Genomic DNA, 16,767 nt, shown 5'->3' with positions numbered 1-16,767 from the left:
ATGAGTAAAGCACAAATAATTATTAATGCTGCAACGGGCCGCATGGGCAAAGAGCTGCTGATTGCGACGGTCAATGACAAAGATGCGGAGTTGGTCGGTGCCATTGCGCGCGAAGATCATCCTATGGCGGGCAATGATATAGCCTATCTAATCGGTGCGGAACCACAAGGTGTGCGTATCAGTGCTGACTTACCGAAGCTGTTAAGCAACGATAAGGTACTGATCGATTTCAGCCTTCCGGATTACTCAATAGAGTCCTTAGAGCACTGTGTGGCGGCAAAGACTCCAATAGTTATCGGCACCACAGGCTATTCAGAGGAACAGTTGCAGCAAATAGAAGGTGCTGCAAAGGAAATCCCCATTGTCTTAGCGGCCAACTACTCGGTCGGGGTAAACAGCCTTATAGGCTTAGTTAAGCAGGCGACGGCCTTGCTCGGCGATAAAGCTGATATTGAGATATTCGAAGCACACCATAAGCACAAAAAAGATGCACCATCAGGCACTGCGTTAGCGCTAGGCGAAGCTGTGGCTAAAGAGCAAGGAAAGGAGCTCAAAGATGTCGCTGAGTGGACTCGCCAAGGCGAATCGCCTAGAAAAGATGGCAATATCGGTTTCTCCGTGATGCGTGCCGGCGATATTGTGGGTACGCATGACGTAGTCTTTGCCTTAAACGGAGAAATGGTGACCTTAAGACACGAAGCACAGTCACGACAATGTTTTGCTAGTGGTGCTGTCGTTGCCGCCAAGTGGCTCGAGAATAAGCCTGCTGGGTTATATAGCATGCAGGACGTATTGGGGCTTCAAGTCGTCTAATTATTGCGAGTGCTAACACTTAGATAACACCTAGCTAACATCTAGAACGGTACAATCAACGTTTGTGAGACATTGACCATTCTGCTTGTAGGATATCTCGCAAAGACAGGTAATCTCGAGCGGAATTATCGAGCCGATATTGGCGATCGAATGTAAAAGTAAAAGGCTAAGTGATTGTAACTAAAAATAATTGAGAAATCACTGGATGTGGTCTACAAATTAGAGCTCTTGTACTTTAAAGGATAAAGCGTAGAGTAACAGTTGTGCAAGGGACGCACATAAGGAAGATTAGCCGAGGGACTTGGTGAAACAGGAAGTCGCAGGGAGCAACATGAAAAAGGCATGAGGCCACTCGAAAATGGGCGGAATTACCGCCCTTTTTCTATTTATAGGCTAAAAATAATGAAAAAATATCTATATTCCGATGGCTCAGAGCAGCAGTGCCGCGTATGCGAGAATCTTGTGGGGCTACTATATATCCTAGGGATTGTTGCAATTACCTGGGGAGTCGTTGACTTTATCATCACTTTCTTTACACCGCGTGGTTCATTCACTTACTGGCTCACAACAATAATGTGGTCAGGCTGGTTTGGTAGCGCAATGTTGTATGTTTCCATACGAGATACTCTACCCCTCTTGGCTCTAAAGAGCGATAAGCTGATTATTTATACAGGTCTGGTTTCCAGAGACCGAATAGAGATAGAAGATATCAAGCACTTGGAAACAGAGTATCAAGAAGAAGCAGGACTTCAGATACTTATCACTTTAACTACCAATAGCAAGTTCTATGCAGAGATCTACGATAATAGTTGCAGCATAAGGAGCTGTACTATTTTCTTTAGGAAGTATGTTCCTAGTCTTAAAATTAAGTCAGGCTATAGGTTGGGCCCTGAATTAATGGATAAGGCTAATATCGGAGAAGACTTTGAGAGTCTTACAGATAAAGAGTTATTCGAACAAATGGATCTAGCAATAAAGCGAGGGAATGATGAATTAGCCCTAAATATACTTCACTGCTTGCACAAAAAAGACTATCTAGTAGAGGGGTTAATGGAAGATATTTATTTAGGAAGTGGCGGGGAGTTTAACGATAAGAAAGCCTTGAGGCTTTACAGAGAGGGTTATGAAAGAGGAAGCAGGCATGCCGCGATTGGGTTAGCAACCATGTATTATCATGGCATTGAAGTAAAGGCAGATAAGAAACGAGCTATGGAATACCTAAAGTTTGCTGAGGGGTTTAGAGATTCAAATAAGTACTACTATCTGGGCCTGCTGCATTTTGACGGTGTTGCCAGTGGTAGCCCAAATGAGGAGAAAGCATCGTTTTATTTTAAAAAAGCAATTGCATATGGCTCTGGGAACGGCTATCTGGGGTTAGCAATGATATCTGGTAAGAAGAAACAATTTTGTAAGACCTTTAAATTAGGCCTTAAACAGATAAAAGCCGAGCAAGTTTCATAGACATGAATAAAGTGATCCCTTACAATACACGGAATTTGCCGAATATTTGTCTTTCTTGTAAAAAATGTGCGGAGTCAATGGGGTCTAAACTAACCAGATCCTGAATGAATCCGATTTTTTTGCGCCTAAAAAACGGAGGTTTCTTTGCCAACACAAGAGTCTCAGCAGCTACTTTCAAGTCTGCAACCCGCCATTTTAGTTCTCGAAGACGGTAGCGTTTTTCATGGTTCATCAATTGGTTTTGATGGACAAGCTGTCGGAGAGGTAGTTTTCAACACAGCCATGACTGGCTACCAAGAGATATTAACCGACCCTTCTTACGCTAAACAAATAGTCACTCTAACTTATCCCCATATTGGAAATACAGGTATCAACAGTGAAGATGTTGAGTCTGACCAAGTGTGGGCGGAAGGATTGATTATTCGTGATTTGCCTTTGCTACACAGCAACTGGCGTAGCGAAGAGTCACTTACTGACTATTTAAAGCGTAACAAAAAGGTCGCTATCGCAGATATCGATACTCGCCGTTTAACCCGAATTTTGCGCGATAAAGGTGCGCAAAGTGGGTGCATTATTGCAGGCGATGTGGATGAAGCCCGAGCCTTAGAACTAGCTAAACAATTTCCAGGCCTAAAGGGTATGGATCTAGCTAAAGTCGTTTGTACTAAAGAGCAGTACCAATGGAGTCAAACGAGTTGGGATTTGGTCGAAGGTTATGGCGAACGCAAGGAATCAAAATTTAAAGTCGTCGCGTACGACTTTGGTGTGAAGAAAAATATTCTTCGCATGCTCGCGGACCGCGGTTGTGATTTGACCGTTGTTCCAGCGGAAACACCAGCTAAGGATGTGTTGGCTATGAATCCGGACGGTGTTTTCTTGTCAAATGGCCCAGGTGACCCAGAGCCATGTGATTATGCAATTCAGGCTATCCAAGAGTTCCTAGAGACTGACATTCCTATTTTTGGTATTTGCTTAGGCCATCAATTACTAGCCTTAGCAAGTGGCGCAAAAACCATCAAAATGAAGTTTGGTCATCATGGTGCAAACCATCCGGTAAAAACTCTGGAAACAGACCGCGTAATGATTACGAGCCAGAACCACGGCTTCGCGGTTGATGAAAAGAGCTTACCTGATAACTTGGTAGCTACTCATCGTTCGCTTTTTGACGATTCTCTACAAGGTATTCATCGCACTGATAAGCCAGCCTTTAGCTTCCAGGGACACCCTGAAGCCAGCCCTGGCCCACAAGATGCCGCGCCATTGTTCGATCATTTTATTGAGCTAATGGAACAAGCCAAAGCCTAGGAGAGATAAAGAATATGCCAAAACGTACTGATATAGAAAGCATCTTAATTTTAGGCGCTGGCCCAATTATCATCGGTCAGGCGTGTGAGTTCGATTACTCAGGTGCACAAGCGTGTAAAGCGTTAAGAGAAGAGGGTTACCGAGTCATCTTGGTTAACTCTAACCCTGCAACCATTATGACTGACCCTAACATGGCCGATGCGACTTATATCGAGCCAATTGAGTGGGAAGTTGTTTCGAAAATTATTGAGAAAGAAAAGCCTGACGCGATTCTTCCTACTATGGGTGGTCAGACTGCACTAAACTGTGCCTTGGACTTAGCCTCTCGTGGTGTTCTTGAAATCCATGGCGTGGAGATGATTGGTGCTAACCGCGAAGCGATTGATAAAGCGGAAGACCGTGAATTATTCGCCAAATCGATGGCTAAAATTGGTCTAGACCAACCACGACAAGATATCGCAAGAAGTTTAGAAGATGCTTGGAAAGTACAAAAAGAAGTCGGCTTCCCATGTATTATTCGCCCATCGTTCACCATGGGTGGTACAGGCGGCGGTATCGCCTATAACAAAGAAGAGTTCGAAGAGCTTTGTACGCGCGGTTTAGATTTATCACCAACGAACGAGTTGTTAATTGATGAGTCGTTAATTGGTTGGAAAGAGTATGAGATGGAAGTGGTTCGCGATAAGAACGACAACTGTATCATCATCTGCTCGATTGAAAACTTTGACCCAATGGGTGTGCATACGGGTGACTCGATTACCGTAGCGCCAGCACAAACATTAACCGACAAAGAATACCAGCGCATGCGTGATGCGTCGCTTGCGGTTCTGCGCGAAATTGGTGTTGAAACGGGTGGTTCGAACGTTCAGTTCGCGATTAACCCTGAGAATGGTCGTATGACGATCATTGAGATGAACCCACGTGTATCGCGTTCATCGGCACTAGCATCAAAAGCAACGGGCTTCCCGATCGCTAAAGTAGCAGCAAAACTTGCTGTGGGTTATACCCTAGACGAGCTACAGAACGAAATTACTGGTGGCAAAACACCAGCGTCTTTCGAGCCAAGCATTGATTATGTTGTTACTAAGATTCCAAGATTTAACTTCGAGAAGTTCCCTAACACTGACGCAACGCTAACCACACAGATGAAGTCTGTGGGTGAGGTGATGGCAATTGGTCGAACTTTCCAAGAGTCGATGCAAAAAGCAATTCGTGGCCTAGAAGTCGGCTCGAATGGTTTTGAGCCTAAGCTTGATCCTGATAATGCTGAGTGGGTTGACACTTTACGACAAAACTTACGTGTTCCAGGTACTGACCGTATTTGGTATCTCGGCGATGCTTTCCGTAAAGGGTGGACAATTGATGATGTTTACGATTTAACGGGTATCGATCGCTGGTTCTTGGTGCAAATTGAAGAAATCATCAAAATCGAAGAGATGCTCAAAGGCAAATCGCTATCTGATTTTGATGAGACATTAATGCGCCATGTGAAGCGTAAAGGTTTCTCTGACGAACGTTTGGCGGATATTTTCGCATGTCGAGAGCAAGAAATTCGTAAGCGACGCAAAGAGCTAGGTGTTACGCCTGTCTACAAACGCGTCGATACTTGTGCTGCAGAATTCGCTACAAGTACAGCATATATGTACTCAACTTATGAGGAAGAGTGCGAGGCGAATCCATCGGACCGTGAAAAAATCATGATTCTTGGCGGTGGACCAAACCGAATAGGGCAAGGTATTGAGTTCGACTATTGCTGTGTACACGCGGCGTTTGCGATGCGTGATGACGGCTACGAAACTATCATGATCAACTGTAACCCAGAGACAGTTTCGACGGATTATGACACTTCGGACCGCTTGTATTTTGAGCCATTAACGCTCGAGGATGTTTTAGCGGTTGTTGATGTTGAAAAGCCGAAAGGTGTTATCGTTCATTACGGTGGGCAAACACCACTAAAATTAGCACGAGCCCTAGAAGCTGCAGGCGTACCGATTATTGGAACCTCGCCAGATGCGATTGATCGTGCGGAAGACCGTGAGCGATTCCAGCGTGCGATTAATCGTTTAGGTTTGTTGCAACCACCTAACCGTACAGCGCGCAATATCGAAGAAGGTGTTCGTTTAGCTGAAGAGATTGGTTATCCTCTTGTCGTACGTCCTTCGTATGTATTGGGTGGTCGCGCTATGGAAATCGTCTACAACGAAGATGAACTTCGCCGTTATATGAACGACGCCGTAAGCGTGTCTAATGAGTCGCCAGTATTGTTAGACCGCTTTTTAGACGACGCAATTGAGGTTGATGTCGACGCTATCTTTGATGGTGAAAATATCTTAATCGGTGGTGTCATGGAGCACATTGAGCAAGCGGGTGTTCACTCGGGTGACTCAGCCTGTTCGATTCCACCATTTAGTCTGAATCAAGAAATTCAAGACGAGATGCGCCATCAGATGTTGAAAATGGCAAAAGAGCTTCAGGTTCGTGGTTTGATGAACACTCAGTTCGCGATTCAAGGTGATAAAATTTTCATCCTTGAGGTGAACCCACGTGCATCACGAACTGTTCCGTTCGTATCAAAAGCAACCGGCACGCCATTAGCGAAAATCGCAGCCTCAGTCATGGCCGGTAAAACATTGAAAGAAATAGGTTATACCAAAGAAGTTATCCCAGCTTACTACTCAGTTAAAGAGCCGGTATTCCCATTCAATAAATTCCCGGGTTCAGATCCTATTTTAGGCCCTGAAATGAAATCGACGGGTGAAGCGATGGGTGTTGGTAAAACCTTTGGAGACGCTTTCTACAAAGCGAAACTAGGTGGTGCTAGTGGTCAAACGGTTCCATTATCTGGACGTGCTATTATTAGTGTTCGCGAAGCAGATAGAGCTGGTTTAGTCGATGTTGCGAAGAAGATGGTTGAACAGGGCTTTGAATTGATGGCTACGAGCGGTACAGCACGTGCGATTCGTGCGGCTGGTATCCCATGTCAGCGTATTAACAAAATGTTTGAAGGCCGCCCTCACATTGTGGATTACATCAAAAATGGTGAGGTTGACTACATTGTTAATACAACCGAAGGCAAGCAAGCGATTAAGGACTCTTTCTTAATCCGCCGCAGCGCCTTACAATACAAGGTTCCGTATACAACGACTTTGGCGGGTGCCGTGGCTTCTTGTGCCGCAATGAAAGAACATACCCGCAGTACTATTAATTCAGTACAAGAATTACATAAGCAGGTTAAAACAGTATGAGCAGAGTTCCTATGACTGCGGCTGGCGCAGAACAGCTACAGGAAGAGTTGAATGATCTGAAAAAAGTGCAGCGCCCGAAAGTGGTTGCTGCCATTGCTGAAGCACGTGAGCATGGCGACTTGAAAGAGAACGCCGAATATCATGCTGCGCGTGAACAACAGGGCTTTATTGAAGGGCGTATTCAAGAAATTGAAGCGAAGCTATCTAATGCCCAGATTGTGGATATCTCAAAGATTACTAATACTGGTAAAGTTATCTTCGGCTCAACCGTGGTTCTGATTAATTTAGAAGACGGCAACGAGACTGAGGTGCGTTACCAGATCGTTGGTGATGATGAAGCGGATATTAAGCAAAACAAGATCTCAATTAACTCTCCGATTGCTCGCGGTTTAATAGGTAAAGAAGAAGGCGACATTGCTGACATCCAAACTCCCGGCGGTAAGGTGGAGTATGAAGTAGGCGAAGTGCTATATATCTAACCGATGCTTCTATTGAAAAAGGCTCCTATTTAGGAGCCTTTTTTTATGGCATCGAGGGATATAGTTGAAAAGCAACGCGGATTAGTTTTAGTAAAGAAACTAAAAGAACCTCTGTCATAGATGACTTTCGCATGACTGGACTTTTTACTAGGGAACGAGAGAGTATTTAGAATATTTACTATAAAAATTAACTTTGAGTAGAAGCAAAGTAAAATGGGTTACACTTGTTAGAATCGTTACGTGCAAATAAACTGACAAAAGCAAACACAATTCACGGGGTTTTCACACGGAGTTCACAATAATTTGCTTATGAAAAAAATACCTATAGCCATTAGCTCTTGCCTATTAGGCAACAAGGTCCGCTTCGATGGTGGGCATAAGCAGTCGAAGTACTGTCTGGATACATTAAATGATTGGTTTGAGTATCAGCCGATTTGTCCTGAAATGGGAATCGGTATGCCTGCGCCTCGACCGCCTATACGTTTGATTGATGATGAGGGCGATATTCGAGTGGTGCAGGTCGATGACCAGTCTTTTGATGTCACCGATGAGTTAAAAGCTTATGCAGAGAATAAACTACCTGAGTTAGACGATATCTGTGGTTATATCGTGATTCGCAATTCACCAAGTTGCGGCATGGAGCGGGTTAAGGTTTACCACAAAAATGGTAATCCAGCCGGTAAGTCGGATCGTGGGGTTTACATTAAAGAGATCATGAAAAGTCGACCAGAGCTTCCGGTTGAGGAAGAGGGGCGTTTGCAAGACGTGAAGCTTCGTGAAAACTTTATCACTCGAGTATTTGCCTATCAGGACTTAAAGGATAGCGTAAAAGATAAGCCTTCTGTGGATGCGCTAGTTAAATTTCATAGTCGCTATAAATACTTAGTGATGGCGCATAACTATGCAGATTATAAAAAACTGGGCCAATTAGTTGCTAACAATGATGGCTTAGAACTAAGTGTGTTAATCGCTAATTATGAGCTCGCGTTAATGGAGTGCTTAAAGAAGATAGCCAACCCTAAGTCCCATAGTAATGTGCTATATCATATTTTGGGTTATCTAAAAGAGGACTTGCAGCCTGAGGCAAAAAAAGAGTTAGTCAATGTCATAGAGCAGTATCGTAATGGTTCATTGACCTTGATCGCACCAGTTACACTACTGAATCATTATATTAAGCAGTATGGGAATGACTATATTGCACAACAAGCGTATTTGAATCCTCACCCGATTGAGCTGGGCTTAAGAAACTATATTTAATAGCTATTTTTAAAGTTATATTAAGAGCTAATTTTAAGAACTAGATTTAAGGAATTTTGGCGTGGGAAAAAAATTGGTATGGTTTAGGCAAGATCTTCGTATTCATGATAACCCTGCGCTATATCAAGCGTCACAGGACGGTGAGGTTATCGGGGTCTTTATAGAGGCACGGAAACAGCGTCAACAGCATCATGAGGCCGAGGCTAAAGTTGGTTTTATATACGACAGCTTAATTGAGCTTCGTAAAGAGCTTAACGCACTCGGAGTTCCGCTTGATATCTTAAGCTGTGATTATTTTGAAGATCAGGTAGAGCTACTCTGTGAAATCATTAAAGAAAATAATGTAGATGGTATCTACTTCAATAACGAGTACCCGTTAAACGAAACGAAGCGTGATGCGGCTCTAGAAACTAAGCTCAAAGAGTGTGGGGTTGAAGTACAACGTTTTCATGGTGATTTGGCGCTAGAGCCTGGATTAGTGAAAAATAAGCAGGGCGAACCCTATAAAGTCTTTACCCCTTATAAAAAGGCTTGGATAGAAAAACATAAAACTGCGCCAATAGAACCCCTGCCTAAGCCTGATAAACAAAATTCTGAGTTCACAGAGCAAGTCACAAGTGAATTTACACAAGAATACCGTAAGGACTTGTGGAGTGCGGGAGAAAACGCAGCTTATGAAAAACTCGAAAGTTTTTTAAATGACGTAGATTTATACAAGGATAAAAGAGACATACCGTCAGTAGCGGGCACAAGCATGCTTTCTGCACATCTTGCTATAGGAACCATCTCTGGAAAGCAATGTATTCATGCTTTATTGCGTCACTACGAAGGCGACGAGGCTAAACTGTACGGTGATACCTGGTTCTCGGAGTTAGTGTGGAGAGAGTTTTACCGACAATTATTAATAGACAACCCACGATTGGCAAAGCACGAAGCCTATAATCTTGATGCAAAAGAGACTTGGACTGGGGGGCAGGACTTGTTTAAAGCTTGGAAACAAGGGCAGACAGGGTTTCCGATAATTGATGCTGCCATGAGACAACTTAACCAAACGGGCTGGATGCATAATCGTTTGCGCATGAATGCTGCTATGTTTTTAAATAAACTCTGCTTAGTGGATTGGCGCTGGGGTGAGCGTTATTTTATGCAAACCTTAATTGATGGCGACTTTGCATCGAATAATGGGGGCTGGCAATGGTGCTCTTCCACAGGTGCCGATAGTGCGCCTTATTTCAGGATTATGAGCCCGTTGTCCCAGTCTAAGCGCTTTGATGCCAACGGTGATTTTATTCGAAAGTATGTCCCCGAACTTAAAGAGCTAGACAAAAAATCAATCCATGAGCCAAGCAAGGCGCAAAGGGAAAGTCTAGGCTATCCAGAGCCGATTATTGACTATAAAGAAGCACGAAAAAAAGCACTGGAGCTTTTGGCCTAACTATTGATTCGCTCTGCTGTTGTTAATTCACTCTGCTAGGGCGTGAAATTGGCTGTCCATGGTTTCTTCACCAAACCAAACATTAAGGTAGTCTAAGCGACACTCTGTATTAGGCATGGTGTGAAGGTGTTTTTTGTTGAGATAAAGCTTAATGCCTTCATCTTTTAGGATATATAAATCATAAACATCTCCGTTCCCGACAGTCTGATAAGCGTTATTGAGGTCGGTAAAAGAGGCTAAGCATAGAGATTTTCTCTTGGGAGACAAGTTAGCTTCAAGGTATTCAATGGCGCCCTCGGTAAACTGCTTACCTTCCACTTCACGTAAGTATGAAAACCTAAGAAGTTTGGATTGTTTATCGAAAATGTTTTCGGCTGCAGCGCAATCCTTGTAATAAACTCCAACATCGACGATATCAAACCACAGCTTAGATACACGTTCTTTGTCGCAAAGCGCGAAGGTCTGATTATCGTATTGTATGGTATCGGTAATTTGAGCTTTTAAGGTTAAAGAGAAAAGCAGCAGTAATGAATAAGGAATAATCTTCATTACAGACTATCCCTTACTTTACGGACAAAGTAGCCGATATAGGGTAAGTGTTGATAAAAGCCTTCTGCACCATCCCAATAATCTTGGTGGAGTATAATTTTACCTTCATCATTAAAACGCAACTGGGTCATGCCAATTGATACAGAATGTATGTCGCGACCCTTTGCACTAAAGTCCATCACCATTTTCCAACGCAAGTAATAATCGGTTTCACTACGACTAATATCAAGTATTTCTACAGTTGTGATCGTAACATTCTCAGCGGTTTCTTCCATATAAGGAATTAACTCATCAATACTGCGGAAGGTTTTGAAAGTATCGTTGAAATAGAAAGAGTCGGCATAAACTTCGCGAATATTGCTTTCCTTGGCATCTTTGTGAAAGTCTTTAAAGACAATTTCAAAATGCGCAGCGGGGTCTGGATGCGAGCTGGTGGAAGGAATGGTTTTTATAACCGATAAAAAATCTTCTACACGTTCGTTGTACATGCGATCTCCTCCAGACGAGCAGCAAATGATTAGAAAACTCAATGATAAGAAAATACAGAGTTTAAGAAGCTTCATTGTAACGGTACCTGCTTTGTGATGTTATATTAGGATATAGCTGGCAACGTCAAATATTCGTGAACAAATGGTTCACAGTATTTTCACGGCAAAAACCGTAATCTGTTTATATAACTAAGAAAGGATTAATTGTATTGAAACAGTGGTTTGACAATAAAGCAGTTGGAACTTTAACTGATGATGGGGTTGATTGGCCCAGAGTTATTCCCTACATCCTGCTACATCTTAGCTGCCTTTTTATCTTCGTTGTTGGAGTGAGTTGGATTGCAGTGATTATTTGTATAGCAAGTTACTTTATAAGAATGTTTGCTATCACTGCTTTCTATCATCGGTACTTTTCCCATAAGACATTCAAAACGAGTAGAGTGATACAAGGTATCTTTGGGTTTTTAGGAACCACAGCGACTCAGCGAGGCCCCTTGTGGTGGGCTGCACACCATAGGCATCATCATAAGCATGCGGATACTGAGCTAGATTCCCACTCCCCGAAAGATGGTTTCATTAGAAGCCATACTCTATGGTTTCTGACTAAAAAGAATTTTCAAACGAATGAAAATCGAGTGAAAGATCTAGCTCAATATAAAGAGCTTAGGTGGCTCGATCGCTATGATGTTATACCACCAATCCTATACGCTTTTGTAATATTAATGATCGGTACATACATAGAGAATGCCCATCCAAGTCTAGGGGCTACAAAGTGGCAAATCCTAATCTGGGGATTCTTCGTGTCTACGGTGATACTTTCGCATGTCACATTTCTGATTAACTCGCTAGCGCACCGTTGGGGCTATCGAACCTATAAAACCGATGATGATAGTCGAAACAATCCTTTGCTTGCAATTCTTACGCTTGGGGAAGGTTGGCATAACAATCACCATAAATTTCCTGGCTCTATTAAACAGGGACTGCGTTGGTGGGAGATTGACATTAGCTATTATATTTTATGGGTTATGGAAAAAACTGGACTGATCTGGGAGCTTCGAAAACCTGAATTAGCAAAAATAAAGGAAGATAGGCTATGAGGGTGGCAATTATTGGCTCAGGGATATCAGGGATCTCTGCCGCTGCATATTTATCAGAACGGTGCTCAGTAACTGTGTTTGAAAAAAATAACAAGATCGGTGGTCATGCTGATACACAAACTATTGTGATTGATGGTTGGCAAATTGATGTTGATACAGGCTTCATAGTTTTTAATCCTGAAAATTACCCCCGATTTACTGAGCTAGTAACCAAATACAATGTGCCTTATAAGGATAGTGACATGAGTTTTTCGGTTTCTAATAGGCTCAGTGGTTTGGAGTACAACGCGACTTCTATAGATAAACTGTTTTGCCAACGAAAGAATGTTTTGAATCTAAATTTTTATCGAATGATTAGTGATATCAAACGCTTTTATAAAGAAGCAAAAGCGTTACTCACTGAACATGATAATAACATCAGTCTGGGAGACTATTTAAGGCAGAACAATTACAGCGACTACTTTATCGATGAACATATAGTGCCGATGGCAAGTGCTTTATGGTCGGGTAGATCCGAACTCATCCTAAAATTCCCTGCACGATATTTAGTCGCTTTTATGCAAAACCATAATATGATGCAAATCAGTAATAGACCTCTTTGGAAAACTATTAGTGGTGGCTCTCGCTCGTACTTGGAAGCGATTAAGGCAAATTCAAACTTTAGGATAAAACTTAATGCTGAAATTCAGTCGGTGGTAAGAAGCGAGACAGACGTAGTTATTAAAATGCGTGATGCAGAGGATGAAGTCTTTGATAAGGTAATCTTTGCTTGTCATAGCGATCAAGCTTTAAAGCTCATTGAGACACCAAGCGATGATGAAAGGGAAGTATTAGGTGCTATAAAGTATCAGCACAATGATGTTTGCTTACATTGGGATACAAATCTTTTACCCCGACAAAAGAAAGCCTGGGCCAGTTGGAACGTCATTCGAAGTGAAGCGAGTAAAGAGCACTGCACAGTAAGCTATTATATGAACCTTTTGCAATCATTAGATACAGATAAACCAGTCATCGTAAGCTTGAATATGAACGAGTTAGTGGATAAGGAAAAAGTTTGGAAGTACCTCGAATATGAACACCCCATTTATACACAAGAAACCATAAAAGCGCAGAAGAAAAGATATTTATTGCAGGGCTTTTCATCAAGTTATTTTTGTGGCGCTTACTGGGGTTGGGGTTTTCATGAAGATGGAGCTCGAAGTGGCTTAGAGGCAGCGCAGCAATTACTACTGGATGTAGACAATGCTGAATAATGCCTTAGTTAAGGGCTGGGTTAGACATCGTAGGTATAAGCCAAAGCGTCACCAGTTTGAATACAAGATGACATGGACACTCTTAGACCTCGATAAAGTAGAACAGACGTTCGAGCAATGTCGATATTGGAGTATTGAAAAAACAAATATCGTTTCTTTTCGACAGAAAGACTTCCATCAAGACCACGCTAGTAAAAGTTATCGTCACCCCCCGCCGCAAGTGACTATGCAAAATATTATTCAGTCGATAGGTAGGGAAAAGGGCAAGGAGTTTAATGGTAAGGTTTTCATGATGTCACACTTAAGAAACTATGGGTATAACTTTAACTCCGTGTGCTTTTACTTCTGTTATGACCTAAATAATAAACTTGAATATATTGTGAGCGAGATAACCAATACTCCATGGGGGGAGCGACACAGCTATATATTCGACTGTATAGAAGATGATGATTCCAAGCGTCAATCGATAATGCAGTTTAACTTCAACAAAGAGTTTCATGTATCACCATTTATAAAGATGGATATGCATTACCGGTGGACCTTTAAGGTGACGCAAAAAAAACTTCGTGTCCATATGGTTATATTAACCAACGAAGGGAAGAAGTATTTTGACACAACCTTCACGGCAGAGCTTCTACCATTAACCAATAAAGCTATGAAGCAGTATGCCTTTAGAAATGCACTACAACCGCAAAAGATGAGCTTTTTAATCTATTGGCAGGCTCTGAAATTATGGCTTAAGCGATTCAAGGTTTATGACCATCCAAAGCATTATTAGTATCGGGAGCAGAGATGTCACAATTTACACGAACAGAAAAACAAAGCAGCAATAGCGGGGAGCAAGCTGTATTCAATCGCGGCATGCTGCGCATAATTCGTAATCAGGTTAAAGACACTTTAAGCGGTATTACTCATGGAGGAATAATAATTTCCGACCCCATCGAAACGTTTGTTTGTGGTGATCAACAAACCGACCTCTCTGTTGTTTTGACGATCCGGGATTTGGATTTCTACCGATTAATTGCGCTTGAAGGAAGTAATGGAGCGGCCCAAGCCTATATTGATGGCAAGTGGGAAGTTGATGACCTTACTGGCCTTGTTCGAATTCTAGTAAGAAATATTGAGTTGTTAGATGCTATGGAAGGTGGCTTGGCTTGGTTGAAAAATAGCATCTTGAAAATATGGCACCATTTCAACAAGAACAGCGTTGGTGGTAGTAAGAGTAATATTTCTGCGCATTACGATCTTGGAAATGATTTCTTTAACTTGTTCTTAGATCAACACATGATGTATTCATCAGCCATATTCAAAGGCAATGAGTCATTAGAAGAGGCTTCAGAATATAAACTGAAGACGATTTGCGAAAAGTTATCATTGCAGCCAACGGATAAAGTAATTGAGGTTGGAACTGGTTGGGGCGGTATGGCGATTTATGCAGCAAAAAACTATGGATGCCATGTCACGACAACTACTATTTCAGAACAACAATACCAATACACTAAGCAAAGAATTGCCGAAGAAGGATTGAACGATAAGATTACTCTACTGAAACAAGACTATCGTGAGCTAAGAGGCCAGTATGATAAATTGGTTTCAATTGAGATGATCGAAGCTGTTGGTCATCATTATTTAGACACCTATATTGAGCAATGTAGCAAACTTCTGAAGGCAGACGGATTGGCTTTGATTCAGGCTATTACAATCGAAGACCGCCGCTACAAGCAAGCACTCAAATCTGTTGATTTCATTAAACGATATATTTTCCCAGGAAGCTTTATTCCTTGTGTTTCAGCAGTCGTATCTAGTGCCGCAAAAGTTTCAGATTTAAGGTTAATTAATCTAGAAGACTTTGGCGAAAGCTACGCAAAAACCTTGAGTCACTGGAAGGCGCGGTTTACTCAAAATCTAGAGCGAATAAAAAATCAGGGCTATAGCGAGGAGTTTACTCGTATGTGGCTATATTATTTTAGTTATTGTGAAGGTGGCTTTATCGAGAAATCGATAAGCGATACTCACTTATTGTTTGCTAAGCCACAGAACAAAAGAAAGCAATGGCTGGCCCAAGAATGAAGTTTAAAAACCTCGTTAACTTCATCTTGTTACAGCTAGTATGGGTTGGCTTTATTGTAGGTATAACTTTTGACCAGATGTGGTTAGGACCTATAATATTTATCGTGTTGATGGTGTGGCAGTTACGATCTGATGTAAGGGAAGGTAGTGATTTTGTAGTGATTAGCTGTAGTTTTATATCAGGGTTTGTCCTAGCGTCAATATGGTCAAGTAGTGGCTTAATTGAATTTAAAGAACATTGGCCATCACCTGATATAGCGCCTTGGTGGATATTGGCGCTGTGGATTGCACTTGGAGCAAGCTTTAACCATTCTTTGAAGTGGGTGCAGGCAAGCCCTTATTTGGCTGGTGCAGTGCTTGCAATCGGTGGGCCATTATCCTACTTGGCGGCTGAGCGAATAGGTGCTATTGAGATTAACACGCCAGTATTGACGCTGAGTTTAATGGCTGCAGGGTGGTTTACGATAGGCTTTTTGTTAACCATTATTGTAAAAAAGTATCGCCTATTCGAGAAATGGTGGATAGCTGATGCCTAATATCAATCTTCTCCTAGCATTGTTATGCTTAAATTTAATCGCACAAATTACAGCATGGTTTTGGCAAAAAAAATATCAACACGCTGACATCGTTGATATTGTTTGGGCTGGAATGATTGTGGTAAATGGATTGATTCTATTCTTTTTAGCTACAGGCGATTGGTTTTATCGGTTTGTCGTTTTGGTCATCCCAGTAGCATGGTATTTTAGACTTTTTTGGCATCTAATTTCACGTTATGACTTATCTAAAGAAGATGGCCGGTATGCGCATTTAAGAAGCTACTGGAAAGAGAATACTCAATTAAAATTTCTATTCTTTTTTGTGGGACAGGGACTCATCATTAGCTTGTTCAGTTTCCCAGCATCGGTTTTGGCGAACCATCAAGGTGCTATCGGTGTTGCGCAGCTAGCTGCGCTATTAATTATAACTGTGTCCTACATAGGCGTTTGGCTATCTGACAGACAGCTACACCAGTTTAAAAGGAATGCTGCGAGCTCAGGGAAAGTCTGCGATCACGGACTTTGGAAATACTCACGCCATCCTAATTATTTTTTCGAATGGACGCACTGGTTCGCTTACCCACTGTTGTTGATCGGCAGTGAGCTAGTCTGGCTGATGATTGTATTCCCATTCATTATGCTTCTTTTTCTTTTGAAACTCACAGGGATCCCCTTTAACGAACAACAAAACTTGCGTTCAAAAGGTGAAGCCTATCGTCAGTATCAGGAGCGCACTAATAAATTTTTTATCGGCCCACCTCAAAGCTAAATGCTCTGGA

General features: G+C 42.1%; 15 protein-coding genes. 13 read left to right on the top strand and 2 right to left on the bottom strand.

What is annotated here, in order from left to right:
* From dapB to phrB, 7 genes are all read left to right on the top strand, one after another.
* Positions 1 to 813, top strand: coding sequence for a 4-hydroxy-tetrahydrodipicolinate reductase (gene dapB, locus ABD128_RS06320; RefSeq protein ID WP_343988160.1), 813 nt, complete (start codon positions 1 to 3; stop codon positions 811 to 813).
* 402 nt (positions 814 to 1,215) lie between these two features.
* Entirely contained in the window at positions 1,216 to 2,274 is a 1,059-nt protein-coding gene (locus tag ABD128_RS06315) for a tetratricopeptide repeat protein (RefSeq protein WP_343988156.1), read from the top strand.
* A gap of 144 nt (positions 2,275 to 2,418) precedes the next feature.
* Complete coding sequence (gene carA, locus ABD128_RS06310) at positions 2,419 to 3,579, top strand: glutamine-hydrolyzing carbamoyl-phosphate synthase small subunit (protein ID WP_343988153.1); 1,161 nt, start codon at positions 2,419 to 2,421, stop codon at positions 3,577 to 3,579.
* Between the two features lie 14 nt (positions 3,580 to 3,593).
* Positions 3,594 to 6,824, top strand: a complete 3,231-nt coding sequence (gene carB, locus ABD128_RS06305) for a carbamoyl-phosphate synthase large subunit (protein ID WP_343988151.1) — start codon at positions 3,594 to 3,596, stop codon at positions 6,822 to 6,824.
* Entirely contained in the window at positions 6,821 to 7,303 is a 483-nt protein-coding gene (gene greA / locus ABD128_RS06300) for a transcription elongation factor GreA (protein ID WP_343988148.1), read from the top strand. The genes carB and greA overlap by 4 nt, the downstream gene beginning before the upstream one ends.
* Positions 7,304 to 7,612: 309 nt before the next feature.
* On the top strand, positions 7,613 to 8,560 hold the full coding sequence (locus ABD128_RS06295) for a YbgA family protein (RefSeq protein ID WP_343988145.1): 948 nt from the start codon (positions 7,613 to 7,615) through the stop codon (positions 8,558 to 8,560).
* A 61-nt stretch (positions 8,561 to 8,621) separates the two neighbouring features.
* Positions 8,622 to 9,995, top strand: coding sequence for a deoxyribodipyrimidine photo-lyase (phrB, locus tag ABD128_RS06290; protein WP_343988143.1), 1,374 nt, complete (start codon positions 8,622 to 8,624; stop codon positions 9,993 to 9,995).
* A gap of 27 nt (positions 9,996 to 10,022) precedes the next feature.
* Here phrB and ABD128_RS06285 read toward each other — a convergent pair whose 3' ends face one another.
* Together ABD128_RS06285 and ABD128_RS06280 are read right to left on the bottom strand one after the other, a co-directional pair.
* The gene (locus tag ABD128_RS06285) at positions 10,023 to 10,544 is read right to left on the bottom strand and encodes a chalcone isomerase family protein (RefSeq protein ID WP_343988140.1); all 522 of its coding nucleotides are present in this window, start codon (positions 10,542 to 10,544) and stop codon (positions 10,023 to 10,025) included.
* Complete coding sequence (locus ABD128_RS06280) at positions 10,544 to 11,032, bottom strand: nuclear transport factor 2 family protein (RefSeq protein ID WP_343988137.1); 489 nt, start codon at positions 11,030 to 11,032, stop codon at positions 10,544 to 10,546. The genes ABD128_RS06285 and ABD128_RS06280 overlap by 1 nt, the downstream gene beginning before the upstream one ends.
* A gap of 377 nt (positions 11,033 to 11,409) precedes the next feature.
* Here ABD128_RS06280 and ABD128_RS06275 point away from each other — a divergent pair, with 377 nt between their 5' ends.
* Genes ABD128_RS06275 through ABD128_RS06250 form a run of 6 tightly spaced genes read left to right on the top strand, consistent with a single transcriptional unit; the run spans position 11,410 to position 16,757 of the window.
* Positions 11,410 to 12,129 (top strand): acyl-CoA desaturase, encoded by a 720-nt coding sequence (locus ABD128_RS06275; protein WP_425545682.1) that lies wholly within the window; start codon positions 11,410 to 11,412, stop codon positions 12,127 to 12,129.
* On the top strand, positions 12,126 to 13,382 hold the full coding sequence (locus ABD128_RS06270; protein WP_343988134.1) for an NAD(P)/FAD-dependent oxidoreductase: 1,257 nt from the start codon (positions 12,126 to 12,128) through the stop codon (positions 13,380 to 13,382). The genes ABD128_RS06275 and ABD128_RS06270 overlap by 4 nt, the downstream gene beginning before the upstream one ends.
* On the top strand, positions 13,372 to 14,160 hold the full coding sequence (locus ABD128_RS06265; RefSeq protein WP_343988131.1) for a DUF1365 domain-containing protein: 789 nt from the start codon (positions 13,372 to 13,374) through the stop codon (positions 14,158 to 14,160). Before ABD128_RS06270 ends, ABD128_RS06265 begins: the two co-directional genes overlap by 11 nt.
* A 14-nt stretch (positions 14,161 to 14,174) precedes the next feature.
* Positions 14,175 to 15,452, top strand: a complete 1,278-nt coding sequence (locus ABD128_RS06260; RefSeq protein WP_343988128.1) for a class I SAM-dependent methyltransferase — start codon at positions 14,175 to 14,177, stop codon at positions 15,450 to 15,452.
* On the top strand, positions 15,434 to 15,988 hold the full coding sequence (locus ABD128_RS06255) for a DUF2878 domain-containing protein (protein WP_343988125.1): 555 nt from the start codon (positions 15,434 to 15,436) through the stop codon (positions 15,986 to 15,988). Before ABD128_RS06260 ends, ABD128_RS06255 begins: the two co-directional genes overlap by 19 nt.
* A complete protein-coding gene (locus ABD128_RS06250; protein ID WP_343988122.1) occupies positions 15,981 to 16,757 on the top strand; it encodes a DUF1295 domain-containing protein in 777 nt (258 codons plus the stop codon). The genes ABD128_RS06255 and ABD128_RS06250 overlap by 8 nt, the downstream gene beginning before the upstream one ends.
* Positions 16,758 to 16,767 lie beyond the last annotated feature (10 nt).

The organism is Kangiella japonica, assembly GCF_039523535.1.
Taxonomy (GTDB): Bacteria; Pseudomonadota; Gammaproteobacteria; order Enterobacterales; family Kangiellaceae; genus Kangiella; species Kangiella japonica.
Note: the sequence above shows the minus strand (reverse complement) of the source record. Positions and strands in the feature narration are given on the sequence as shown.

Bases quoted from the DNA above. Each gene is read 5' to 3' on its own strand.
- dapB (WP_343988160.1), top strand. From the start codon at position 1: ATGAGTAAAGCACAAATAATTATTAATGCTGCAACGGGCCGCATGGGC.
- ABD128_RS06315 (WP_343988156.1), top strand. From the start codon at position 1,216: ATGAAAAAATATCTATATTCCGATGGCTCAGAGCAGCAGTGCCGCGTA.
- carB (WP_343988151.1), top strand. From the start codon at position 3,594: ATGCCAAAACGTACTGATATAGAAAGCATCTTAATTTTAGGCGCTGGC.
- greA (WP_343988148.1), top strand. From the start codon at position 6,821: ATGAGCAGAGTTCCTATGACTGCGGCTGGCGCAGAACAGCTACAGGAA.
- ABD128_RS06295 (WP_343988145.1), top strand. From the start codon at position 7,613: ATGAAAAAAATACCTATAGCCATTAGCTCTTGCCTATTAGGCAACAAG.
- ABD128_RS06285 (WP_343988140.1), bottom strand. From the start codon at position 10,544: ATGAAGATTATTCCTTATTCATTACTGCTGCTTTTCTCTTTAACCTTA.
- ABD128_RS06280 (WP_343988137.1), bottom strand. From the start codon at position 11,032: ATGTACAACGAACGTGTAGAAGATTTTTTATCGGTTATAAAAACCATT.
- ABD128_RS06275 (WP_425545682.1), top strand. From the start codon at position 11,410: ATGTTTGCTATCACTGCTTTCTATCATCGGTACTTTTCCCATAAGACA.
- ABD128_RS06270 (WP_343988134.1), top strand. From the start codon at position 12,126: ATGAGGGTGGCAATTATTGGCTCAGGGATATCAGGGATCTCTGCCGCT.
- ABD128_RS06265 (WP_343988131.1), top strand. From the start codon at position 13,372: ATGCTGAATAATGCCTTAGTTAAGGGCTGGGTTAGACATCGTAGGTAT.
- ABD128_RS06260 (WP_343988128.1), top strand. From the start codon at position 14,175: ATGTCACAATTTACACGAACAGAAAAACAAAGCAGCAATAGCGGGGAG.
- ABD128_RS06255 (WP_343988125.1), top strand. From the start codon at position 15,434: ATGGCTGGCCCAAGAATGAAGTTTAAAAACCTCGTTAACTTCATCTTG.
- ABD128_RS06250 (WP_343988122.1), top strand. From the start codon at position 15,981: ATGCCTAATATCAATCTTCTCCTAGCATTGTTATGCTTAAATTTAATC.